Source organism: Candidatus Sulfotelmatobacter sp., assembly GCA_036500765.1.
GTDB lineage: Bacteria > Acidobacteriota > Terriglobia > Terriglobales > Acidobacteriaceae > Sulfotelmatobacter.
In genome coordinates, this window is record DASYBM010000004.1 from 452,536 (window position 1) to 475,555 (window position 23,020).

Below are 23,020 nucleotides of genomic sequence, written 5' to 3' on the forward strand. Positions count from 1 at the left end.
GGCGAGTGTACCACAGCCACCCGCGCATAAAGCAACCCGCCGACTGAGGAAAATACCCCGAACCAAACCCGCCACGGATCGCACTTATTCACGCGGATCAACCCGAAGCGTATAAAAATCCAAAAGCCCGCTTCTTCGGTTTAATCCGTGAAAATCCGTGGCGAGGTTTACTTCTCGCTCCATTCCGGCACGCGCCCCGGAGTCCACGGCGCTCCCGCAGCTTCCATATCTTTTTCCAGCTTCGCCAAATCAATCTCGACCAGCGTATGCAGCTTCGCCAACTGATCGCCAAACTCCGCAGCCGCAATGTTGTAGGAATCGATATGCGACTGCGTCGGCCGGGCCAGCGAGAAGCGCTCGCCCTCCATCACTGAATTCACCCGGTCATTGATCGACGACTTCACCGGCTCACTGTGCTTAGCGATCTCGACATCGCCGCGCAGCGCGCGCAAAATATCGCGATCACGCGCCTCAATCGCATCCGCCGCCGTACCCAGTTGCTTCTCGACTGCCGGCACTTCGCGCAAAGCTTCGCGAATCGTCTTCAGCCGCGACTCCACGTCTTCCGCAGTATGCAGCGCCCCCGACATAGCGCGATACAACCGCGCCGTCTTGCGCAAAAATTCCTCCTGCGCCGCGCGATCCGAAGCGCTCATTCCCGACGCTCCCTCGGTCGCCACCTTGAACGACTGCGCCACGGCCAGTTCGGTCACTACTCCATCCACTTTCTTAAACATCCGCACCGAATAATTTCCCGAGAGGACCAGAGGACCCTGATCGGCTGCGTCCGGAAAATCCTCTTCGCCTTCGTCGCCATGCTTTTTCAACTGCGGAGCCGCATAGCGCAGATCCCATGCCACGCGCTGGAAGCCCGCATCCGTACTGCCTTCAACGCGCCGGATCGCCGCGCCGCCCTCGTCATACACCACGAAATAAACTTCCGGCTTCGCCTCCTCGGCTTCGGCGCGAAGTTCGTCGTTCGTGGGATAGGGAAGCGTCTGATTTTTCTTGGCCGCTTCTTTCTCGGCCTCCTGCCGCTTTTCCTTCTTCGTCTTGATCTTCTCTTTCATATACGCCGTGATCACCGCCCCGTACGGCGGATTCTCGGCCGCATAAAATGCATCCCCCTGAAATCCTTTCTTCGCCCCGCCCAGCGGATGCCGCTCGACATAAAGCAGCGCGTCTTTTACAGGAAATGTCGCGGCCGCCTGTTCCGTCGAATCCGCTTTTATCTGTCGCAGCGGAGTGATGTCATCGAGCACATAGAATCCGCGCCCAAAAGTCGCGATTACCAGATCGCCTTCGCGCGCCTGAATCACCATGTCGCGCACCGCAATCGTGGGCAGTCCGCCCTTCAGCCGCACCCAGTGCGCCCCGCCGTCGATCGTAAAGAACGCACCCGTCTCCGTTCCTGCAAACAGAAGATTCGGATTCACCGTGTCTTCGGCAAACGCCAGCACCGGCCCGCTCTCTGGCAGGTCGCCCGCAATCGAAGTCCAACTCTTGCCCGCATCCTTCGACTTCAGCAGATACGGTTTGAAGTCTTCGTTCTTGTGATTCTCAAACGCCGCATACACTGTATTCGCGTCGTAATGCGATGCCGCCAGTCGGCTCACATAAGTCATATCCGGCACGCCGGGAAACTTTTCATACTTCGTCCACGAGCCGCCGCCATCACTGGTCGTTTGAATCAGGCCATCGTCGGTGCCCACGTAGATCAGTCCTTCTTTCTTTGGCGACTCCGACAGCGCCACAATATTCCCGTAAAACGACGTCGACTGATTTTTTGCCACCGCATCCGGCCCCCAAACTTTGCCCATTACCGGCAGCTTGTTGCGATCGATCTGCCGCGACAAATCTCCACTGATGGCCTTCCAGGTGTCCCCGCGGTCGTCGCTGCGAAATAATTTGTTCGCCGCAAAATAAACCCGCGTATGCGAGTGCGGACTGATAATCAGCGGCGAATCCCAGTTCCAGCGCAGCGGCGGTTCGTCCTTGCCCTCCAGTGGCTGCAAGACGAGTTCCTGCCCGGTCGGCTTGTCATAGCGAATCAGCACTCCATACTGCGACTCCGAATAAATCGTGTTCGGGTCGACCGGATCGACCTGCGAATGAAATCCGTCGCCGCCCGTTGTGACAAACCAATCCGCATTCATAATCCCATTGAGATTGCGCGTCCGCGAGGGCCCGCACCACGAAAAATAATCTTGTGTCCCGCCGCACACGTTGTAGAACGGACTCGCGTTGTCCACCGCCACGTCATAGAACTGCATCGTCGGCAGATTGGCCTTGAACTCCCAGCTCTTGGCGTCGTCCCAGGTTTCATACATCCCGCCATCCGAGCCCAGCAGCCAGTGCTTGGTGTCGTCAGGATCGATCCACGCAACGTGATTGTCGCCGTGGTGATTGACTTCGTTTACTTTGTGCAGCGTCTTTCCGCCATCGAGCGACTCGCGCAGTTGCACGGCCATCACCAGAATGCGGTCAACATTCTTCGGGTCGGGAATCACGCGCGCGTAGTACATCGCGCCCTGATCGAACTCGTTGCGGCGCTCCCACGTCGCGCCTTTGTCGGACGATCGAAAAATTCCGCCCTTGCCGTCCGCCGCTTCAATCGCCGCATAAACGACGTTCGGGTCCGCCGGAGAGACCGCCAGCCCGATGCGTCCCATATCCACTGTTGGCAGCCCCGACTTGACTCTGTTCCACGTCGCTCCCGCGTCGGTCGATTTATAAATCGCGCTTTCCGGCCCGCCATCAATCAGCGTGTAAACATGCCGCCGCCGCTGATACGCCGACGCATAAAGAATGTCCGGATTCGAAGGATCGAGCGCCACATCCGCCACGCCCGTGTTTTCGCTGATCGTTAGCACCGCCTTCCAATTCTTTCCGGCGTCGGTTGTCTTATAAAGCCCGCGATCCCCACCCGCTCCCCACAGCGGGCCCTCAGTTGCCACATACACAACTTTCGAATCCCGCGGATCGATCACCACCCGCCCAATGTGCTCCGACTTTTTCAGCCCCAGATTCTGCCAACTCTTGCCGCCATCATCCGAGCGGTAAATTCCATCGCCATAGGAAACACTGCGCTGCGAATTGCTCTCGCCCGTCCCAACCCATACCACCGACGCATCGTTCGGATCGAGCGCCACCCAGCCAATCGAATACGATCCCTCGCCGTCAAACACCGGAGTCCATGTCGTCCCATCGTTCACCGTCTTCCAAACGCCGCCCGAGGCGACGCCCACGTAGTACTCGAATTTATTCTTCGGATTCACCGCCATCGACATCACGCGCCCCGAGGACGACCCCGGACCGATCAGCCGAAACTTCAACCCGGAAAAAGTATCGGCGGTCATGCCGCCCTTCTTCTGGTCGTCAGGCTGACACTCCTGTCCGCCGGCTTTGCATTTACTTGCCTCGTCCTTCTTCTGATCCTTCTTCTCCACCTTTGCGAGCGCAGGATTCTTCTTGTCGGCGTCTTTATCCGCCGGCTTGTCGGCAGTTTGTGCGAAAGAGAACGTGGCTGACAAAACCAAAACGAAGATGGCGATGAACTTCATGGCAGGCTCCAGTTCAAACTTGAAATTTGAATTGTCATCCTGAGGCAGGCGTACTTTGCCCGCCGAAGGATTTATGCACTCCGCGGTATCGCCCACGTCTCCGGGCGAAGCAACGCTAAACCCAAAACCGATATGTATACAGGAATTTGCCGCGGGTTAGAAGCGGAATTGGGATGTGATCGTCGCCAGGTCGGCGCCAGTGTTCAGCCGGGAGAGAAAATCCGAATGTGGGAAGGCGGGTATCGCGGACAACAAAAAAGCCGCAGGCCTCACAGCCTGCGGCTGCCAGCCAGCTACCACACCATCGTGACCACGCCAGACATGGCGATCGTGTTCGCGTTGTGAATCACGAAAGTGTCGGTGCTTGCGACCTGAATGTCGACGAGATGACTGTAATCGAGATAAACGATGTGGGTGCCCGCCGAGCCGCTAAAGCCGGAAGTAATCGCCGCCGAGGCCGGTGATTCGATTCCGGTCCACTCCAGAAAGCTCGACGCTACGTGCAGCATCGCCACCTGGCCGACTCCGCGATAGCCGAGGTTGTTCTGCACGCCCATGACCAGCACCGGCGTGCTTTCCGCAGGGTTGACCGCTGCGCTCGACGCACCCGCGTTCAGGTTGTAAGTAATTTTCGACGCATTGGGTGTGACAATGGTTTGGGTTGCATGAAGGCCAACGCTCAGCGCGGTCAAAGCGACGAAGCCGGTCAGCAACATGGTATAGACGCGGAAAAGTCTTGACTGATTCATCGTATTCTCCTTTGAGTTTCGATTTGCCCTGGATGCGATTCAGGGGTTAAGACGAATCGTGCCTGGCGCAGAACGCTTCGTCGAAGTTATGAATGGACAGTTCTCGCCCTTGCAGATGAGAGCTGGGTTGGTTGGTTTTTTGCGGGCTAAAACGACCCGGACTACAACGACTGAACAAGAACGATCACAGCTCGCCCCTCAACGCCACTACAAGCCTTCGCCGATAATAGAAAGCCAGCGCCAGCGAACCGCCCACGGTGAGAACGCCGGAAGCAAGTTGCATTCGGCGCTCACGCAGCACCAGTCGATCGGGCCGAATCACTGCCCCCTGCATCATGGCGGATGGCGGCATGACGAACGCATGATTCTCGATCTTGAGCCGTGGAGCGGCGGCCTGCACCAGCAGTCCCGCGGCAAAAATGGCCCATAAACAAAACGTCAGCGATTTCGCAATTTTTTTCCCATGCGCTTGCGTAAGTTCCTGTTGCTCAAAGCTCACAGCGTGCCTCCTATTTGCTGAGATAGTGCAAATGCGCCACGAACCGTTTCATAGGGGACGTACCGCTTCAGGGAACACATTTCGGGAGAAGGAATCGATTGGAAATCGGCGGCCGGCGAGAGATTGGGAAAAAGCGGGCGCTCGCGAAGATGAATCTGGATCGCGATAGAATGACCCGCATGCCCGTAAAGATCCAAGGCCACGACACCCGCTACCTCAAAATGCAAAAGAATTACTGCTTCGTCTGCGGACAAAATAATCCCGGAGGCATGCGCCTGAAGTTCACGCTCGACGAGGAGCGCCAAGCCTTCGTCAGCAAGTTTCGCCTAAGCAAGCGCTACACCGGACCGCCTGGTCACTGCCACGGCGGCATCATCGCCAGCATCCTCGACGACGCCATGGGCAAGGTCAACAAACTCCGCCACGTCGTCGCTCTTACCAGAGAGATGACCGTCGAATACCTGAAGCCCGTCCCGCTGCACAAGCCGCTGCATGTCGAGGGCAGGGAAGTGGAAGTGCGCGGCAACAAACACATCAACGCCGCCGAAATTCTGAACGAAAAAGGCGAAGTGCTCGCCCGCAGCCGCGGAATCTTCATCGCCATCGACCCCGAACAAATGTTCGCGAAATTCGTGAAGAGATAGGCTTACGCGCGGCGCCGGTTAAGCCGGGGATCCCTCCCCTTCGACTGCGCTCAGGGCTGAAGTACGGCTACGCTCAGGATGACACCACGATTTAAGAAGCAGCGATGCGTGATTTTGCAACTTCGTGACAACTTCCTCCGTCCCGGCTCCTAAACTGCAAACGCACTACGATGCCTTCCAAGAGGTTCCATGATTGCCGCAAAAATGATCCATGCCAAAAGACTTTCGCTTGCTGCCTTTTGCATCGTCATCCTTCTCCATAGCGCCACGGCCGCAGCCGCCACCAGCCCCAAAACGCTGCATGATTTCGGCGTCGGCTCCAACGACGGCAGCAGTCTTTATTCCGCCCTGATCATGGACTCAGCCGGCAACCTCTACGGCACTTCGGTCAACGGCGGCAAAGCCGGAGCCGGCACGGTCTACCGTCTTTCGCCCTCCGGCGCCAAGTGGGCCGAGACCATTCTTTACAGTTTCACCGGAGGCTCCGACGGCAGCAATCCGCACTCGACGCTTGTCCTCGACAGCGCCGGAAATCTCTATGGCGCCACCGTGGAAGGCGGCGAGACCAACAGTGCCTGCCGCCTGGGCTGCGGCGTAGTTTTCGAACTGACTCCCACCACTTCCGGAGAATGGACCGAAACCATCCTGCACTCTTTTACCGGCGCTTCCGACGGCGGAAGCCCCTTTGCCGGCGTCATCTTCGATGCAGCCGGGAATCTTTACGGCACCAGTGTGAGCGGCGGCGCAAACGGCAAGGGAGTCGCCTACGAACTGGAGAAATCATCCGGCTGGCAGGAAATTGTGCTGCACAATTTTGCCGGCGGCACCGACGGCGAAACGCCCTACGCCCCGTTGATCTTCGACCAGAAAGGCAACCTCTACGGAACCACTTACTCCGGCGGATCGCATAATTCCGGCACGGTATATCAGCTCGTCCCCTCCGCCACCTCATCATCCGCAAGCTGGGCTGAACGCATTCTTCACAGTTTCGCAGGCGGCTCCGACGGCGTGAACCCTTTCGCGGGAGTCGCGATCGATCCCTCGGGCAATCTCTATGGCGTGACCCAGGCTGGAGGCAGCGCCAGGTGCGGCGTCGCCTTCCGGCTCGCCGCAGCGCACCACTGGTCTGAGATGATTATGCACACTTTCCTTGGACTCTCCGCCGCCGACGGCTGTGACGCTACCGGCGGAGTGGTCTGGCGCAGTGGCGTGGTCTATGGCACTACTACGGGCGGCGGAAAATACAATCCCGGCACGATCTTTAAACTCAATGCCACGGCCCAGGGATGGAAGGAAACCATCCTCTACAACTTCACCGGCGGCAATGACGGAGCGTATCCCTCCGCCGCCCTCACCACCGACTCCGCCGGAAATCTCTATGGAACTACCCTCTGGGGAGGTCCAGCCGGCGACACCGTAGGCGGCGTCGCCTTCGAATTCACCCCGTAAGTCTCGCTTCAGTCATCTGATTCGCGGGCACCCCATCCGTGCGCGTTTTTTTTGCGCAGGGGTGGGGATCCCGCGGTCGTCAATCTTTTGGGGATCTGCGACCTCACAGGATATTTCATTCCCACTTCCGCGGTAACTTCATCGCCATCGAACCCCGAAAAAATATTCGCTAAATATGCGAGGAGATAGTAAAACGAATGACAAAATTCCTATAGGCCCCCGCGCGGAACAGAGAAGAGAAAGTCCTATGGCGGAAGTTGACGAATTAGCGGAGCACATCGAGCATGCCGGGCACGCCGGCAGCCTCGGCAAGTATCTAGGCATCACCATGGCGTTTCTGGGAGTGCTTCTGGCGCTTTGTGCGGCTCTGGTCGGAGGTCAGCGCACCGAACTGATTGCCACCATGGTCGAACAAACCAATGCCTCGATGAAGTACCAGGCCATCTCCACGAAGTACCGCGTGCTGGTGGCCCAGTTGCGCCAGTTGCACTCGCTGAATCCAGATCCCGAGCGCTTCAACCAGTGGGACGAGGAATCCAGAAAGCTGATCGGTCAAATTTCTTCCGCCGACGTGGCCCGCGCCGCCCGCGTCAATCGCCTCGAGAATGCCAAGAATCTGAATGCCGAGATTCCCACGCACGAAGACCTCGCCGGCTTTGCCGCGCTGATCCGCGCGCTCGATGTGGAAAAGGAAACGTCGTTGGACTGGTCGGAGTCCTACGAGCCCGCCATAAAAATCCACGGCATGGCAGCCGAGCATTACGAGTGGGCGCAGTTGGCCTGCGAAATCGGCATCGTGATCGCTTCCATCGCGCTGCTTTTCATGAGCCGTCCCGCCTGGGTCGCCGCGCTTGTTCTTTGTGTCGTCGCCGTCCTTATCGTGGGCATCACGTTCGCCTCGGTGTCCAGCCAACTGCACGGCGCCGAGCAGAAAATCCACGATGCCAGCCAACGATTTACCAGCCTGAACGGTGAACAACGCGACAAAGAGGCTGACGAAGAATTACTGAAATCCGTCGAAACCGAGAAGACGCCGGTAGTCGATCCGAAGTGAAGCTGTCAGCTGTCAGCTGTCAGCGGCCAGCCAAACCGCTGCGGGTGCCCCATCCTAACGTCGCGTTCTTTGCGGCGTTAGGGTGGGGATTTAGACTTTGGATCCGGTCCCGATCCTTGTGCCTCGTTCCCAGTCACCGTGCGATTTCGGAGTATGATCAGGGACTCTTGGAGGGATCGATGCGTCTCGCTATCGTGTCGGCAGGTCTTGCTGCCATTCTCTTAATCGGAGCAATATCCAAAGATGCCGCCACCCAGTCCACGCCCAAACGCGAGCCCACACCGCTAATCCTCGAGAAGACCGAAGGCGAACACCGCGTTCGAAGAAAGCGGGACACGCCGGCGCCCACCCCGAACTTCACGATTAAAGTGGATCGCCAGAACGGGGGCTCGCAGAAAATGTGGCTCGCCACCGAGGAGATACCTCCCGGCGGGGTTATCGCCCGGCACAAGCACATGGGACAGGACGAGATTCTTCTGCTTCAAACAGGGATGGCTCACGCCTGGCTGGGAGACCAAGAACGCGACGTTCACGCCGGAGCCGTGGTCTTCATCCCTTCCGGTACCTGGATCAGTATGAAAAACATCGGTCGCGAAAATATTAGTCTCACATTTGTCTTTTCCGAACCCGGCTTCGACGATTTCATGCGCTGCGTCTCGGTTCCCGCCGGAGAGGAATCCTCGAAACTGACACCCGAGGAGTTTAAAGCGTGCCAGCATGAAGGGCATGTCATGTTCGAGGCGCCTTCACGGAAGCCGTCGCACTGAAGCGCTGTCGAGGTGCACTCCTTGGTTCCGGATCGTTCTTTCGCGGACTTTGCGAGGGGACTCTGCCTACAAATCTCAGATCCGGGGGTACCGCGGACCCGCAAAGGCCTATAAGATAGAGTTGTAACATGGAGAAAGTCGGCCGTCTGATGTCGGCCCATCCTTCGCGCTTGCGAAAAGGTATCCACAGGTAGAAACCATGTCGCAGAATAACGGCACTAACACTTCTCTCCGCCTCAAGACCGGCCTCGCCGAAATGCTCAAAGGCGGCGTCATCATGGACGTCACCAACGCCGAGCAGGCCACCATTGCCGAACGCGCCGGCGCCGTCGCCGTCATGGCCCTCGAACGCGTGCCCGCGCAAATCCGCGCCGAAGGCGGCGTTGCCCGCATGGCGAGCCCTAAAAAGATTCGCGAGATCATGGCCGCCGTCTCCATCCCGGTCATGGCCAAGTGCCGCATCGGACATTTTGCCGAAGCCCAAATCTTGCAGGAACTCGGCGTCGACTACATCGACGAATCCGAAGTCCTCACCCCCGCCGACGAAGCCCATCACGTCGACAAGCACGCCTTCAAAGTTCCGTTCGTGTGCGGCGCGCGCAATCTCGGCGAAGCCCTGCGCCGCATCGCCGAAGGTGCAGCCATGATCCGCACCAAAGGCGAAGCCGGCACCGGCGACGTAGTCCACGCCGTGAAACACATCCGCCAGATTGTTCAAGAGATGAAAATTCTCACCGTGCTCGGCGAAGAAGAACTCTACGCCAAAGCCAAAGAGCACGCCGCGCCGTATGAACTAGTGAAGATCGTAGCCAAAGCAGGGAAGCTGCCGGTCCCAAATTTCTCGGCCGGAGGCATCGCCACCCCCGCCGACGCCGCCCTCGTCATGCAACTCGGCGCCGAAGCCGTCTTTGTCGGCAGCGGCATCTTCATGAAAGACAGCACGACGTTCGCCGACCCCATCGAAGCCGAAAAACGCGCCAAAGCCATCGTCAAAGCCGCGACGCACTTCAACGACCCTAAAGTATTACTTGAAGTTAGCGAGGACCTGACCGGAGCCATGAAAGGGCTGGCCGTGGCCGGGCTGGATGAGGCACAGATGCTGCAAACCAGAGGGTGGTAGAGGTCAGGGACAACCTTGAAATCCTATTAGCTGCGTCACCCGAGGGCGAGTGCTCATGATTAACCGAATCCGAATACAGAATTTTAAGTCCCTCAAAAACGTGGACATGGAGCTAGGGCTCACGAATGTGTTGGTAGGCCCCAACATGTCGGGCAAGAGCAACTTCATCGACGTCTTCAAGTTCATCAGGGATTTGATCGTCCCAGGTGCAGGGATTCAAGGACTCGGTAATGCTATCGCGAAGAGAAATGGATTTCAGGAGGTCGCATGGAAGGGAGAAGAGTCCAACCTGATCTCATTTACTTTGGACGGCACTGTGCCAAAAGAAGATGGGCAATTACTTAAATGGTCCTATCATCTGGAGATTCTCGGTGAGAGGCGTTACGGCTATACCAGCGTGCAGCGTGAGGAACTCACTCTTTTCAAGCCGGATGGTCCAATCCCTCTAATTACTAGTGAGCAAGGACACCGAATACTTAACGATTCGAACCACGCAAGCATAAGTCAGATTCACGACACAAGTAGACTTGCGTTGGAGTATGAGTTCCCTGATTGGGAAGGGAATACAATTCGCGCCTCGATTGCATCATGGCGTTTCTATCGTTTGATTCCGCCACTTATGCGACAGGCAAATCCATCGGCCGCTGCGCAGGTCTTGTCGGAATCCGGCGACAACCTAGCATCATGGCTGCTTTTGCTGCAGACTCGTCACGGCGAGCAATTCCGAAGGATCGTCTCGGTCTGCAGGGAAGTCTTTCCTGATCTGCAGGAGGTTTTATCTTGGCCGACGCAGCAGTCGACTGTGTACCTTGCGTCGCGCGAGAAATACCTCAAGTCTCCGATGACGGTCTGGCAGATGTCTGATGGCGAACTGTCATTCATCGCATTGCTTTCGCTGGTGTTTGCTCCTGTAGAACTAGGTTCAGCCTTGTACTGCGTGGAGGAACCAGAGAATTTCCTCCACCCACGTTTATTGACGGTCTTGGCTGAACTACTCAAGCAGGTGCAGATTGAACTTGGATCAGAAAAATCAGCCCAATTGGTAATATCCACCCATTCACCACAGCTAATCGATAGGGTTTCCATCGACAATCTTGTGTTGTTTCGTCGTGAACAGGGAGCAACCGCCTCCATGCGTCTGCGTAACAATGAACACTTCCGGAAACTCATCGAGTCCGGTGAAATAGGATTAGGCGAACTGTATTACTCGGGGGCCCTTGCCCGTGCCTAGTTATGGGCTGATCGTCGAGGGCATCTATGACATACCGGTGTACGAAGCACTGACGCTTCGATTAGATTCTCCAGACGCGCGTTTCTTTAGCCTCGAATGTGGGGGCGTGGGGAATCTAATGAAGCGTTTTCCAGGCCTTCTGAAATCCCTGGAGTTCATCGATGAAGGAAATCCGGTTGATAGGGCGTTAGTTATCCGTGACTGCGGCAGTCGACTGGCGTCCGATGTTGAAGCGGAAATGCGCTCGAAGATTGCGGGGCTAGATTACCGCTTTCCGCGTGGAGTCGATGTTTGTGCTGTAAAGCAGGAAACAGAAACCTGGCTCTTGGCCGATGAGCGAGCGATATCGACGGTAGCAGATGGTCGCCTAGCCGGAACCGTCAACGGCAATCTTGAAGACTTGATCGACCCAAAAGAACGGCTCATCAGAATCCTCTCGCGCGTAAGGCTGGATTACCTGCCGTCGACGCTCGGTTCAATCGCTCGTTGCGCGGATGTCGAGATAATGCGCTATCGACTCCCTGCGTTCAGATTGTTTGAACACAGGATCTAGAACCGTGCAGCGGCAGCGCAGCCGGGTGCCCCATCCTTTCGCGCTTTTTGCGAAAGGGTAGGATTCCACGAACCTGAATCGCGGGCTTTTGACTTTTCCAACTGGCCAGCGCGCGATGCAGAGACGACGTCCCTTGTAACTTGGCCATGTGTCCCGGCTAGCCAATACTGAGGACGGACAGAGAGCCGCACCACGGACATTGAAATGGCCCCGGATACAGAGGGCCATTCTTTTTGCACCTGTGCCAGCCTTGAACACCGTCATAAACTGTCATATTATGAAGCCATGCCCATGACCTCCCTAAACATCTCGCTTCCCGAGGCCCTGAAGGATTCGACAGAAGGGCTTGCTGGCCGCCCTCCGCGAGCGTTCTCAGCGCCGGTGAAGAAGCGTCGGCTTATCTTCAGCGATGCGGCCGTCGCCGATATTTTGGAACAGGCCGAATGGTACGTAGCGCAGTCCGGGCGTCCTCTAGCGCGGCGCTGGGAGAAGGCCGTCAGGTCTACCACATCGCGCGTTGTCAACCGTCCCGGCGCTGGTGCGCTCTGCTCTTTCCAGTTGCCCGAACTTAAGGGCGTGAGACGAACGGCGATCGCAGGATTTCCCAAGCATCTCCGCCACCTTTGAGTTTGAGTTCGCTTTTGTGACTCAAGCTGTTCCTGCCCCAATCCCTTAAAATAAAAGCTGAGGCCGCGACGCAGACGAGTAAGCAAGTATTTCCTCTGTGCTCCTTAGTGACCTCTGTGGTCAAAGGATTTTCGTATGCTCATTGGTGTCCTCGCTCTGCAAGGCGACTTCGACGCCCACCGCCGCCGACTCGAAGAGTTGGGCGCTAAAGTGGTGCTCGTCAAAAAGCCCGAGCAGCTTGACGAGATCGACGGCCTCGTCATCCCCGGAGGCGAGTCCGGCACCTTCCTTAAACTCTTAGGCGAAGCCGGGTTCGAAAAGCTCAAACAGTTCGTTCATGCCAAGCCAACCTTCGGCACCTGCGCAGGCGCGATTCTTTTGGCCGCCGAAGTGGAAAATCCTCAACAAAGGGGCCTGGGCGCTCTCAACATCCGCATCCGCCGCAACGCCTACGGACGCCAGATCGACAGCTCCATCCGCGAAGGCAGGTTCCTGGCCGCGGACCATTGCGCCTCCCCGCTGGAAATGGTTTTCATCCGCGCCCCCAAAATCGAACACGTCGGCGAAGGCGTCGAGATACTCGCCACCGAAGGCGCAGACGAAGTCCCCGTCGCCGTTCGCCAGGGCCAGACCATGGCCGCAACCTTCCACCCCGAACTCTCCGACGATCCCCGACTCCATCAAGCCTTTCTCGACCTGCTGAAGTAATCTGGCGGCCATCGCTGTCCTCCAACGTCGTTATCCGATCAAGCGTAGAAGCGGCCACGCCGAGATGATCTCGATGTTCAATCTTGACGGCCCCGACAAGCTGCTGATGACCCACTACTGTGCAGTCGGTAACCAGCCCCGCATGCAAGCCAGCGTCTCGCCGGACGGTAAGACCATCACCTTCACCTACGTCGGCGCCACTAATCTCGCGACTCCCGACGCCGGCCACATGCAGCAAATGGTGCTGACGGTTCTCGACGACAACCACCACACCGAAGATTGGATCTTCGTCGATCACGGCAAAGAGATGAAACAATTTTTTGACCTGCGCCGCAAGATGTAGATGTAGGACGGACACTCCTGCCCGTCGCCTTTGACTTTGCTCCTGACTTTGACTTTGCTTCTCTGCTAACCACGGAGACGACAACAGCAAAAGCGATGGACAAGAGTGTCCGTCCTACACTGAGGAGAACTTATGGCCACTGCAACCATCACGCCCGACCAAAACGCCGTCATCGCCGAGATCTTCATTGCCGCGCCCCCGGCCCGCGTCTTCCAGGCCATCAGCGATCCCGCGCAACTTCCCAAATGGTGGGGACATAGCGAGCTTTACACCCTCACCAAGCCCACCATGGACGTCCGCGTCGGCGGTAAATGGCGGAGCGACGGCGTCGAAGCCGACGGCAAATCCTTCTACGTCGAAGGCGAATATCTCGAAGTCGATCCGCCGCGCCTGCTGGTCCACACCTAGATCGGCAGCTATACCGGCCCGCTCAAAACCGTGGTCCACTGGGAACTCGAGCCACACAGCGTCCACGGATTGCATCCCAGCGGCCCGCGCAAATCCGGCACCGGAACGCTGGTGCGAGTCTGTCAGGAAGGCTTCGCCGGCAACGTGGAATCCGCGAAAGACCACGGCGAAGGTTGGCAGCGCGTTCTCGGCTGGCTCGACGCTTTCGTAATCGGGTAGGACCGTCACCCCTGTCCGTCCCCGTTGATGTTGATTACTGATGGTTCCGGCCAGGTTTTTCTAGGGTGATTTCCGTATGACCAGAACGAGGGAGACAAGCATCATAAGACTGCGTTGTACTGTCGCTCATCGTCCTGACGCTCAAGGAGATCTCAACCATCGTGCCTAGCAAATCCGACGAACGATTGAATGAGGACCAGGAAAACCGACTTCATCGCCTCGCGGCCTCGCGCCAAGGCCCAAATTCAGAGATGCCTGAAAAAGAGCTGTCACCACGCGAGCGGGAGGGGCAGTTTCAGTTGCTGGTGGAAGCTGTCCAAGATTACGCCATCTTTATCCTTGACCCCGCCGGAAATATTAGGACCTGGAACGCTGGAGCCGAGCGCATTAAGCAATACACCGCAGCCGAAATTATCGGCAAGCACTTTTCGATCTTCTATCCCGAAGAAGAGAAACGAAATGGAAAGCCAACCTGGGAACTGGAAGTCGCGGCCCAAAAGGGTCGGTTCGAAGACGAAGGTTGGCGCATCCGAAAAGATGGATCTCGATTTTGGGCAAATGTGATCATCACTCGACTTAGAAACAGCTCGGGCGAACTGGTCGGCTTCGGAAAGGTGACCAGAGATTTCACCGACCGGATGGAAGCAAAGGAAGCACTGGCTAATTCTGAAAAGTCTCTTCGACAACTATCACTCCACCTTCTCAGTACGCAAGACAAAGAGCGCAAGCGAATCGGACGCGACCTTCACGACAGCCTTGGGCAATCCTTGGCAATGCTGAAACTTAAGCTTGAGACTGTTGCATCGCTCGTCAGAACTGAACCGGAGGTTGCGACGCAGGACCTGGCTCAGTGTATTCGTCTGACCGACGATTCCATCAAAGAAGTGCGAACCGTTTCTTACCTGTTATATCCGCCTATGCTGGAAGAGATGGGCCTGAAGTCCGCTATTCCTTGGTATTTGGGCGGATTCTCTTCTCGCAGCGGAATCAAAACCACATTCGAAGCGGAGCCGGCTTTTGCCCGCCTGGCGCCCGAAGCCGAATTGGCAATGTTTCGTGTTTTGCAAGAGAGTCTTACGAATGTCCATCGGCATTCCGGAAGTAAGACCGCTGAAGTGCGATTGCTGACGCGGGACGGAAATGCTGTTCTTGAAGTAGAGGATCAAGGAAAAGGCTTCGATCAGACCATTTTGGGTCAAGGCGGCGAGGACTGGATGGGCGCGCTAGGTGTTGGAGTGCGTGGAATGAACGAGCGCATGCGCCAATTGAGAGGAAAACTGAAAATAATTTCACGGGCAGGCGGCACGCTCGTGAGAGCGACAATTCCCGTGAGAGGTCAACCGGATGCCAAGTAAGTTTCGACCGCCGCTGCGATGGCGAGTTGTTGGCGGAGATTTTTAAGAAAGTTGGTTACTGCAAATGCCGGCCAAGATTTTAATTGTTGACGATCACGAAGTCGTGCGCGAGGGAATCAGAACGCTGATCACTAGGGCACGCCCCCAATGGGAAATATGCGGAGAAGCCAGCAATGCTCGTGAAGCTATCGAGCTATGCCGAAGCCTCAAGCCAGACGTTACGGTGCTGGATATCACTATGCCAGGAATGAGTGGTCTGGAAGCAGCTTCGATGATTTGCGCGTTCGGATCCCGGGTGTTGATGTTTACGATGCATGAATCGGAACATCTTGCGATCGAAGTCGCCCAGGCCGGTGCTCAGGGATTTGTCTTAAAATCGCAAGCGGGGAAGGATCTGATCCGGGCAATCGAACGTCTTCTCGGCGGGGGTACGTTCTTTGGCTCGGAATCCAATCCACAACAGAGTGCACCCGGCCTGCCGCCTTCCGGAACACTCGGCGGACGTTCATCGGAAGTAGCAGTTGGTTTTCTTCGGGCACTCGTCGCAGTTTCAGTTTAATGCTGATCTTGTTCTTAACCCATCTTGATGACGATGAGCACATACGACTGAACAACATCCTGCACCTAACCCTTTTGTCATTAACCCTTTTGCCATTCCGAACCCGCTCTTTGGCCGAGGAATCTGCTTTTTCGTTGGATGACCCCAAATCTTGTCAAGCCCCCAAAAGCCTTCAATTCCCCGCAACCCACACATTCGCCGAGAGAAATAAACTCTGTATTTTTTCCGGTTTACCCCTTCTAACTTGAGATAATAGTTATAGAAACAAGAAATCAACAAAGCGCAGCCTCCGGGCCGCGCTTTTCGCCTTTCTGGACCGAACATTTTCAAGTGAAGGAGCATGAGGGCGCAGCCGAGCAGGCTGCGCCTTGTGTCTTTATGGGTAAGAACAACGGCAACCAGCAGCGGAGCGGGCCGCGAGAAACAGCAGGTTCCCCCTCGCTCCCGCCCCGCGGAATGACAAGAGCAACGGGCAGCGGAGTGACAGAGGGTGTTCGCCCCGGGATCACAAACAGTGAGAGCGAGCCTCCTACTCTACGACAACGGGAAGCGCTACGAACTGCACGCCGCGGTGGTGATGCCAGAGCACGTACACTTGCTGCTCACGCCGCTGCGCGATGAGCAGGGCTGGCCCTACGGTCTGCCTTCGTTCATGAAGAGTCTCAAAGGAACCTCCGCGTGCAGCGTGAACAAGCTTGTGAATGCCTGGGGCCCGGTTTGGCAGGAATAATCGTTCGACCACATCCCGCGATCGCAGCAGAGCTTCGATGCGGAACTCGAATACATTCGCCAGAATCCGGTGAGGAGAGGCTTAGTCGACAGGCCCGAAGATTATCGCTGGCTCTGGGTCAAAAAAGATCCAGTGTAGGACGGACACTCATGTCCGTCGCCGTTGATCTTGATTTTGGTGTTGAATTTTGTTTTTGCTGTTGATTTCGCTTTAGCGGGTCACTGAGCTGAGGTCAAAACCAAGGCAAAATCAAAACCAAGGCAAAATCAAAACCAAGGTCAACTGCGACGGACAAGAGTGTCCGTCCTACACGACCGGGTTATACTTGACGTATGTCTGGGATTCCACAACAGCGTCCGCAGAAAACGTTTTACCTCGAAACTTTCGGCTGCCAGATGAATGTGCACGACTCCGAAAAGGTCGTTGGGACGCTGCTGCACGAGGGCTACCGGCAGGTCGAGACCGTGGAAGAGGCCGACCTGGTGCTCTACAACACCTGCTCGATCCGGGATAAGGCGGAGCAGAAGGTGTTCAACCGCCTCTCCGATTACAAAAAATACAAGAAGCAGGGCAAGACATTTGGGGTGCTCGGCTGCGTTGCGCAGCAGGAGGGCGAAAAGATTTTTGAACGCGCCCCGTATGTTTCGCTGGTCGCAGGATCGGCGTCATACAACAAGTTGCCGCAAATGCTGGTGCAACTGGAAAACGCGCAACAAGAAAACGCGCGGCTCGTAAAGATTCGTTCCGAAAGCGGGGAAGTCGGCGCAGAGAAATCCGGAAGCCGGAAGCCCGAAGCTGGAAGCCCGCTCCGCGTGACCGGACTCGACGACCGCGAGACCGACGCCTGCTTCGAAACCGAGTTCACTGCCCGCACCAATCCGCATCGCGGCTATATCACCATCATCGAAGGCTGCGACAAATTCTGCGCGTATTGCGTCGTGCCCTACACGCGCGGCAAAGAACGTAGCCGGACCTCAGAGTCAGTCCTCGCCGAAGCCCGTCAGATGGCCGACCTCGGCTACACGGAAATTCAGTTGCTCGGGCAGAATGTGAATTCGTACAAGGATTCTTCGGCTGAGATTTCAAAGAGAAAAACTTTTGCCGAATTGCTCGCAGCGGTCGGGGAAGTCCTTGGCATCCGGCGCGTGCGCTTCACCACTTCGCATCCGCGCGATTTTGGCCGCGACATTGTCGACGCCCTCGACGCCGTTTCCACCCTTTGCGATCACGTTCATCTGCCCGTGCAGAGCGGATCGACGCGTATGCTCGACGCCATGCAGCGTCTCTACAATCGCGAGCAATATCTTGAGCGCATCGCCTGGATCAAGTCCGCGAAGCGCGAGATCAGCATCACCACCGATATGATCGTCGGTTTCCCGGGAGAAACCGACGCCGACTTTGCCGAGACGCTCAGCCTGCTCGATGAAGTCGGCTATGACGCAGTCTTCGCCTTCAAGTATTCCCCGCGGCCGAATACTCCGTCGCTGAAATTGGACGATGCCATTCCCGACGAAGAAAAAGCCCGCCGCTTGGAAGTTTTGATGGCGCGACAGCGCGAAATCCAAACTATCCGTTACAAAAAGTACATCGGCGCAACTTGTGAAGTAATGGTTGAAGGCCGTAATGAATCCCGCAACCAATGGATGGGCCGAACCACTCACAACAAAACGCTCAATTTCACCGCCCCACCATCCGCAAATCTTCGGCCTGGAACCTACGTTCCAGTCCGAGTGACCGCCAGTTTTCCCAACTCCCTGCTCGGCGAATTGGTGATATAAGAATGAAAATCAGTAGGAGGTCCCCATGGAAATCGAAATGACCGTCCGGGGTTTACTGCTCGATCCCGTAACGCAAATGCCGATAGTGGTGTTGAAGGATGTGGGTGGGGACACAGTGTTGCCGATCTGGGTGGGGGTCTATGAGGCGAATGCGATCGCTCAGGAGATGGAAAAGTTCAGTCCACCGCGGCCGATGACGCATGATCTGATCAAGAATGTGTTGACTGGCCTGGAGACGCAGGTGCATAAAGTCGTGGTGACGGAACTGCGCGAGGATACGTTTTATGCGGTGATCTGGCTGGAGCGCGGCGGCGAGGTGATCTCAATCGATTCGCGACCGTCGGATGCGCTGGCGCTGGCGCTGCGCGTGGATTGCCCGATCTTCGTGGATGATATAGTCCTGAAGACTTCAAAGCTGGCGGCGAGTTCGTCGGACCGGGTGACCAGCGACGAATTGCGGAAGTATCTGGAAGGGCTGGGCGACGATGATATGGGGAAGTATAAGATGTAGGGTTTTGGCGAGTGATGCTTACTCCTGCCTATTGACATCACTTAATAATTAGTGGCATCATCGCTACAGATGCGCACCACTCTCAATCTAGACGACGACGCTTTGGAGATTCTCCGCCGGTATTCGGAGGCTCGATCTGTAGCTTTAGGGAAAGCGGCTTCCGAGTTGGTGCGGAAGGGTTTTGCAAGTCCGACTCCGACTCGCATGGTGAATGGCGTCGTTGTATTCGACGTCCCCCGGGACTCCCCTAAAATTACGACGGAACGGGTAAAGGAGCTTGAGTCTGAGTTGGAATGATGGCCTATCTCCTCGATGTGAATGTGCTGTTGGCATTGTCGTGGCCGGCGCATGAATTCCATGCTAAGGTCCAGAGATGGTTTGCTGGTAATGCTGTTAAAGGATGGGCGACGTGCCCAATCGTGGAAACCGGGTTTGTAAGGATTGTTTCGAATCCCGCTTTCTCTCCCCATGCGGTTTCTCCTGCGGAGGCCCTTGCGGCGTTGCGGATTACGTTGCGACATCCTGCACATCAATTCTGGGCCGATGACATCTCCGTATCAGACGGAATGGGGAATCTGGGAATAAGAATCCTGGGGCATCAACAGATTACGGATGCGTATCTCTTGGCGTTAGCGATGCATCGCCGCGGGAAGGTCGCAACTTTGGATAAGAAGCTGGTTGGGTTGCTAGAGGGAAACAACGAGCGGTCGCATGTGGAACTGATCTAAACTGGCCTAACTTTACATAATACCTGGAATTATCAGACACGGATCCGTCTCTGCCGTATTCGACAGCGCCGCCAATTGTGGCGTGGAGTCCGCCGTTTGGAGGGCCGCCAGGGCCGCCGTTGTCGCCTCCGCCGCCGTGATGTCGAGCGCGTCGACGTCGCATTCGGATGCGGCTCGCGCACGCATTCGAGCAAAAAGTTTGGCGTGGATTGATCGGCTCGAACTCAGCCCGGCAGTCAACGGCTTTGCAAGTTCGCGTTTCCATGAGCGCAACCCTACGCGTTACGCGTAATCACGTCAAGCGCAATCTGTGCACGTCTGTGGAAAATCGGGGGGGGGGAATCCCGTTTTGGCCTAGCAGGGGCGTGCGGTATCGCAGCGAATTACTCTCTGTGTACCCCGGCAAGAAATGCTTCCGGGCAAGTTCTACTGTCGGGCAACAGATGCTGGTTTAAGCGGCAAAAATTGACCCCCGAAGTTGCTTTTAAGAATTGAATCTAGATAAAACCACCCTATAGCCCCTCCTAGAACATCGCAGACACACGACTGTCGAAGATCAAAGGCACAAGGAAGCGCGCACACCCCGCGCGCGATGCTGAAAGATCAAAATCGTTTTTTGGACGAACAACCCCAACCCCTTGCCTGTGAATGCGGCAAAGCACGCGGGTTTCCATTCAAAAAGGGGATAGAGCAGAAAAACTACGGGCGGAAAAAATCGAAGACGGTCCAGTTTCTACATCAGCGAGCCGATCGCTTTGCCGACGGCGCGGGACACTTCATCCTCGCGCGGCAATGTGTACTTTCCCGTCGATGCGAGCGATGCGTGTCCCAGGTGGACCTGAATCTTTGGTAACGGAACACCGGCATCGACGAGAAGCGTCGCAATGGTGTGTTTCGCGCAGTGCGGATGTCTCTTCCTGGGCGGAAGGCCGGCTTCGGTCGCGTAGCGTCGCCAGATCCGCCACAGTTGGCTTCGACTGATCCGAAAAACGCTCTCCGAGGCCTGGAAATGCGACAAAATCACATTTTGTTGCACTTCCGGCAAACAGCCCCGGGCCGCCCCTTTTTTGCCTCTCCGCGGCGCCTCGCGCAGCCACTGCGACCAGGCCTTGCGCTCGTTCAGGAGTTCGTTCTCGTGCTCATGCAGGTCTTGGGTGGTCTTCAGCGATCGCTTCAGTCGCTGCACTTCGACCTCACCGCCGACGACGGACCCGTAGGTCATGCCCGACCGCGTAATCGGCTGCTCGGTGGTAACCAGGAAGCAGATCCTCGGCTTTCCCTGTATCCGGCGTGTCACCTCGGTCACGGCTGCGGCCGCGCCAATCTCTGCACGTCGCCTTTCTGCTTTCTCGCGCGTGAAGAATAATCCCGCCTGGCGCGTGCTTGATTGAACGAGTTCACTCGCGCGCAGCCCGTGCCACACGAGAAACAAAAGCATGACCCAGTCGCGCAGCCGGCGCTCTCTCGCCTTCCCCAACACTGCGAGGAGTTCTTCGAATGTGAGTGAGACTGGGGCTTTCAATGTGTGGACCGTTGACTGATAAATAAATAATCGGCTCCGCGAAGAGCCGATTTCAGATCAGGTGAATTGAAACGCTGAAAAGCGCTCAGGCTGGCCTGTCGGTTCCGACCGGCTGATCGGTCTCGACCGCGGTATAGCGGATTCGAAACCACAGCCGCCGAAACCACTTCCAGATCTCGCGCTCTCGATACACTTTCGTCATCAGGCCGGTTTCTTTTTCTGCCGCACGTCCAGCGAGGGCTTCCTGTCTTTCGTCACCGAGCACTGCAACAGCAGCGCCATCAGCGTCGGAGTGAGTTGCTCGGTCTTCACGATCTCCGCGGCCGAGGCCTTCATCGTCCAGCGCGTGTCGGCCTCGAAAATCTTTTTCAACAGCCTGGTCTTCTTCGCCTTCACCAGTGCTTCGCGAAAACGCTCGATCGCGGCGCCGTCCTGTGTGGTGTATTGAGAGAACGTCGCGACCATCTCCCAAACAATGCCGTGCAGAATCTTTGATTTCTCCGCATGAGTGCTTCCGTGAGATCTCACTAGTTCGATAAACTCAAGCTCCATCTTCGCCAATGCCGCCTGCTTCGCGGTCACTTCGCGCCGCGCACTGGAGAGCCCAAGCTCTAGATCGTGGAACTGTTCTGCGAGCGGATCCAACTCCGCCGGCAGGGGAGCCTTCTCAATCGCTGCGTTTGTTGTTGCCATGTTTACTCCTCTGAGTCTGGGCTAAGTGGCTGTCTGGTAAGCTAATCGCGTTTCCAAAACCATTTCCAAAACGCTTCCCGGAGGGGAAAAATGCCAGCTCGCCAAACCGCTCCCTGCTTTCGCTGCCTTGAAGTCGTCGAGATCAACGTCGCCGCGATCGTGGTCGATATCCGCCTGCGCGTCGTCGGGGTTGACGATGCCGTTCGTTCCTCGCAGGCCTCGGTTTCAATCTGCATGACGTGCGCGGATCTGATCTCGAAAGGCGACGCCCCAAACCAGAAAACGCAACCGCTGAACTACATCGTCTACGAGCGCGCGCGCGAGATTTTCTCAGCGGACCCGAGCTTCACCTTTCTGAGCTGGATCGAGATGAGGAAAGCGCAAGGCTTGCCCGTGCCCGCAATGAGCGACACAAAAATTCTCAAAGCGTGGAACGACTTCCGCCGTGTGATGGCGCTGCCGAATGCGCCGACGCTCGATCAATCCGATCCAGAGTCGGCGCACGCGAAGCGCCTGGCCAGCTAAGAAGTTGCTTATTTCGCGGGCGCAGCGGCCGGAGTCGCCAAACCCTTGAGCGTGGGCAGCACGCCCTTCACCGCGGTGACGGTGGCCTGATCGAGCGACACGCTCAATCCGTTGGCCGAGGCTGCGGTGCCCGCGGCTTCGACTGCCTCTGCGATCTTCTCCAGCACAACGAGTCCAGCTTGTTCCACCGCGGCGGCGCCAGGGAATGCCAACTCGGTGAGCGCTTCCACTTCCGGCGCGTCCGCCTCAATCTTACCGATGACTTTAGGGGCGTCGGCCGCGGCCGACAGAATTGCGGCCTTGAATTTCTTGGCGGCCGCGATGAGATCAGTGGCAATACCTTTGAACGTCATGACTTTGTTTTCTCCTCTGCTTTCTGAATGACTTCAAAATCGGTGGCGATCTCTTTCGTGGCCTCAGCTGAGGGCAGCACGACGAGCATTCCCTTGGTGAGCCGCGAAGCTTCGCGGCGGAATAACACGGTGAGGGCGAGCGCGGCCATGATCATGCCGGCGCCGATCGCCAGCAGCTCCGGCTCTCCACTCACCAGCACCGTGCCGCAGGTGAACAGAAACGAGACGACGGCCGAGAACAATAACTCAAAGAGAAACTTGAGCCACTGCGCCCAGATGCCGTCTTTGATCTTGCCGAGGATCAGTGCGGCGATCGCGTCGAAGGGGTTCAT

Annotated in this window: 26 protein-coding genes; 19 read left to right on the plus strand and 7 right to left on the minus strand. The window is 56.8% G+C overall.

Annotated elements, in window-relative coordinates:
• Window positions 1-167 precede the first annotated feature (167 nt).
• The 3 genes from VGM18_04690 to VGM18_04700 all read right to left on the minus strand — a co-directional run bounded on the left by VGM18_04690 (window position 168) and on the right by VGM18_04700 (window position 4,811).
• Window positions 168-3,563 carry a glycosyl hydrolase gene (locus VGM18_04690; GenBank protein ID HEY3972278.1) on the minus strand — a complete coding sequence of 1,132 codons (3,396 nt, stop codon included), beginning with the start codon at window positions 3,561-3,563 and terminating at the stop codon, window positions 168-170.
• Between the two features lie 293 nt (window positions 3,564-3,856).
• Window positions 3,857-4,312: a hypothetical protein gene (locus VGM18_04695; protein HEY3972279.1), complete on the minus strand. Its 456-nt coding sequence runs from the start codon at window positions 4,310-4,312 to the stop codon at window positions 3,857-3,859.
• A 184-nt stretch (window positions 4,313-4,496) separates the two neighbouring features.
• Window positions 4,497-4,811 carry a hypothetical protein gene (locus VGM18_04700; protein HEY3972280.1) on the minus strand — a complete coding sequence of 105 codons (315 nt, stop codon included), beginning with the start codon at window positions 4,809-4,811 and terminating at the stop codon, window positions 4,497-4,499.
• A gap of 179 nt (window positions 4,812-4,990) precedes the next feature.
• Between VGM18_04700 and VGM18_04705 the strand changes: the two genes are divergently transcribed.
• From VGM18_04705 to VGM18_04790, 18 genes are all read left to right on the plus strand, one after another.
• Window positions 4,991-5,455: a PaaI family thioesterase gene (locus tag VGM18_04705; protein ID HEY3972281.1), complete on the plus strand. Its 465-nt coding sequence runs from the start codon at window positions 4,991-4,993 to the stop codon at window positions 5,453-5,455.
• A 189-nt stretch (window positions 5,456-5,644) separates the two neighbouring features.
• Entirely contained in the window at window positions 5,645-6,904 is a 1,260-nt protein-coding gene (locus tag VGM18_04710; protein HEY3972282.1) for a choice-of-anchor tandem repeat GloVer-containing protein, read from the plus strand.
• Between the two features lie 247 nt (window positions 6,905-7,151).
• A complete protein-coding gene (locus VGM18_04715; GenBank protein ID HEY3972283.1) occupies window positions 7,152-7,958 on the plus strand; it encodes a DUF4337 family protein in 807 nt (268 codons plus the stop codon).
• Between the two features lie 179 nt (window positions 7,959-8,137).
• A complete protein-coding gene (locus VGM18_04720; GenBank protein ID HEY3972284.1) occupies window positions 8,138-8,725 on the plus strand; it encodes a cupin domain-containing protein in 588 nt (195 codons plus the stop codon).
• 199 nt (window positions 8,726-8,924) lie between these two features.
• Window positions 8,925-9,845 (plus strand): pyridoxal 5'-phosphate synthase lyase subunit PdxS, encoded by a 921-nt coding sequence (gene pdxS / locus VGM18_04725; GenBank protein HEY3972285.1) that lies wholly within the window; start codon window positions 8,925-8,927, stop codon window positions 9,843-9,845.
• A 55-nt stretch (window positions 9,846-9,900) separates the two neighbouring features.
• Complete coding sequence (locus VGM18_04730) at window positions 9,901-11,076, plus strand: AAA family ATPase (protein HEY3972286.1); 1,176 nt, start codon at window positions 9,901-9,903, stop codon at window positions 11,074-11,076.
• Complete coding sequence (locus VGM18_04735; protein HEY3972287.1) at window positions 11,063-11,629, plus strand: hypothetical protein; 567 nt, start codon at window positions 11,063-11,065, stop codon at window positions 11,627-11,629. The genes VGM18_04730 and VGM18_04735 overlap by 14 nt, the downstream gene beginning before the upstream one ends.
• 285 nt (window positions 11,630-11,914) lie before the next feature.
• Complete coding sequence (locus tag VGM18_04740) at window positions 11,915-12,256, plus strand: hypothetical protein (GenBank protein HEY3972288.1); 342 nt, start codon at window positions 11,915-11,917, stop codon at window positions 12,254-12,256.
• A 135-nt stretch (window positions 12,257-12,391) separates the two neighbouring features.
• Window positions 12,392-12,964, plus strand: coding sequence for a pyridoxal 5'-phosphate synthase glutaminase subunit PdxT (gene pdxT / locus VGM18_04745; protein HEY3972289.1), 573 nt, complete (start codon window positions 12,392-12,394; stop codon window positions 12,962-12,964).
• Window positions 12,965-13,028: 64 nt separating this feature from the next.
• A complete protein-coding gene (locus VGM18_04750; GenBank protein HEY3972290.1) occupies window positions 13,029-13,307 on the plus strand; it encodes a hypothetical protein in 279 nt (92 codons plus the stop codon).
• A gap of 132 nt (window positions 13,308-13,439) precedes the next feature.
• Window positions 13,440-13,715 carry an SRPBCC domain-containing protein gene (locus VGM18_04755; GenBank protein ID HEY3972291.1) on the plus strand — a complete coding sequence of 92 codons (276 nt, stop codon included), beginning with the start codon at window positions 13,440-13,442 and terminating at the stop codon, window positions 13,713-13,715.
• A 30-nt stretch (window positions 13,716-13,745) separates the two neighbouring features.
• Window positions 13,746-13,934: a hypothetical protein gene (locus VGM18_04760; GenBank protein HEY3972292.1), complete on the plus strand. Its 189-nt coding sequence runs from the start codon at window positions 13,746-13,748 to the stop codon at window positions 13,932-13,934.
• A gap of 161 nt (window positions 13,935-14,095) precedes the next feature.
• Window positions 14,096-15,289, plus strand: a complete 1,194-nt coding sequence (locus VGM18_04765; GenBank protein HEY3972293.1) for a PAS domain-containing sensor histidine kinase — start codon at window positions 14,096-14,098, stop codon at window positions 15,287-15,289.
• A 64-nt stretch (window positions 15,290-15,353) separates the two neighbouring features.
• Window positions 15,354-15,848, plus strand: a complete 495-nt coding sequence (locus VGM18_04770; protein HEY3972294.1) for a response regulator transcription factor — start codon at window positions 15,354-15,356, stop codon at window positions 15,846-15,848.
• Between the two features lie 514 nt (window positions 15,849-16,362).
• Complete coding sequence (locus tag VGM18_04775; GenBank protein ID HEY3972295.1) at window positions 16,363-16,578, plus strand: transposase; 216 nt, start codon at window positions 16,363-16,365, stop codon at window positions 16,576-16,578.
• A 332-nt stretch (window positions 16,579-16,910) separates the two neighbouring features.
• Window positions 16,911-18,356: a MiaB/RimO family radical SAM methylthiotransferase gene (locus VGM18_04780; GenBank protein HEY3972296.1), complete on the plus strand. Its 1,446-nt coding sequence runs from the start codon at window positions 16,911-16,913 to the stop codon at window positions 18,354-18,356.
• A gap of 25 nt (window positions 18,357-18,381) precedes the next feature.
• The gene (locus VGM18_04785; protein HEY3972297.1) at window positions 18,382-18,867 is read left to right on the plus strand and encodes a bifunctional nuclease family protein; all 486 of its coding nucleotides are present in this window, start codon (window positions 18,382-18,384) and stop codon (window positions 18,865-18,867) included.
• A 296-nt stretch (window positions 18,868-19,163) separates the two neighbouring features.
• Window positions 19,164-19,595 carry a TA system VapC family ribonuclease toxin gene (locus VGM18_04790; GenBank protein HEY3972298.1) on the plus strand — a complete coding sequence of 144 codons (432 nt, stop codon included), beginning with the start codon at window positions 19,164-19,166 and terminating at the stop codon, window positions 19,593-19,595.
• A gap of 733 nt (window positions 19,596-20,328) precedes the next feature.
• On the opposite strand, the gene VGM18_04795 is transcribed toward VGM18_04790, so the two are convergent.
• Window positions 20,329-21,117 (minus strand): tyrosine-type recombinase/integrase, encoded by a 789-nt coding sequence (locus VGM18_04795; GenBank protein HEY3972299.1) that lies wholly within the window; start codon window positions 21,115-21,117, stop codon window positions 20,329-20,331.
• A 201-nt stretch (window positions 21,118-21,318) separates the two neighbouring features.
• A complete protein-coding gene (locus VGM18_04800) occupies window positions 21,319-21,810 on the minus strand; it encodes a hypothetical protein (GenBank protein ID HEY3972300.1) in 492 nt (163 codons plus the stop codon).
• 90 nt (window positions 21,811-21,900) lie between these two features.
• Here VGM18_04800 and VGM18_04805 point away from each other — a divergent pair, with 90 nt between their 5' ends.
• On the plus strand, window positions 21,901-22,335 hold the full coding sequence (locus VGM18_04805; protein ID HEY3972301.1) for a hypothetical protein: 435 nt from the start codon (window positions 21,901-21,903) through the stop codon (window positions 22,333-22,335).
• An 8-nt stretch (window positions 22,336-22,343) separates the two neighbouring features.
• Here the strand turns inward: VGM18_04805 and VGM18_04810 are convergent, their stop codons facing one another.
• Entirely contained in the window at window positions 22,344-22,688 is a 345-nt protein-coding gene (locus tag VGM18_04810) for a hypothetical protein (protein ID HEY3972302.1), read from the minus strand.
• On the minus strand, window positions 22,685-23,020 hold the full coding sequence (locus VGM18_04815; GenBank protein ID HEY3972303.1) for a hypothetical protein: 336 nt from the start codon (window positions 23,018-23,020) through the stop codon (window positions 22,685-22,687). The genes VGM18_04810 and VGM18_04815 overlap by 4 nt, the downstream gene beginning before the upstream one ends.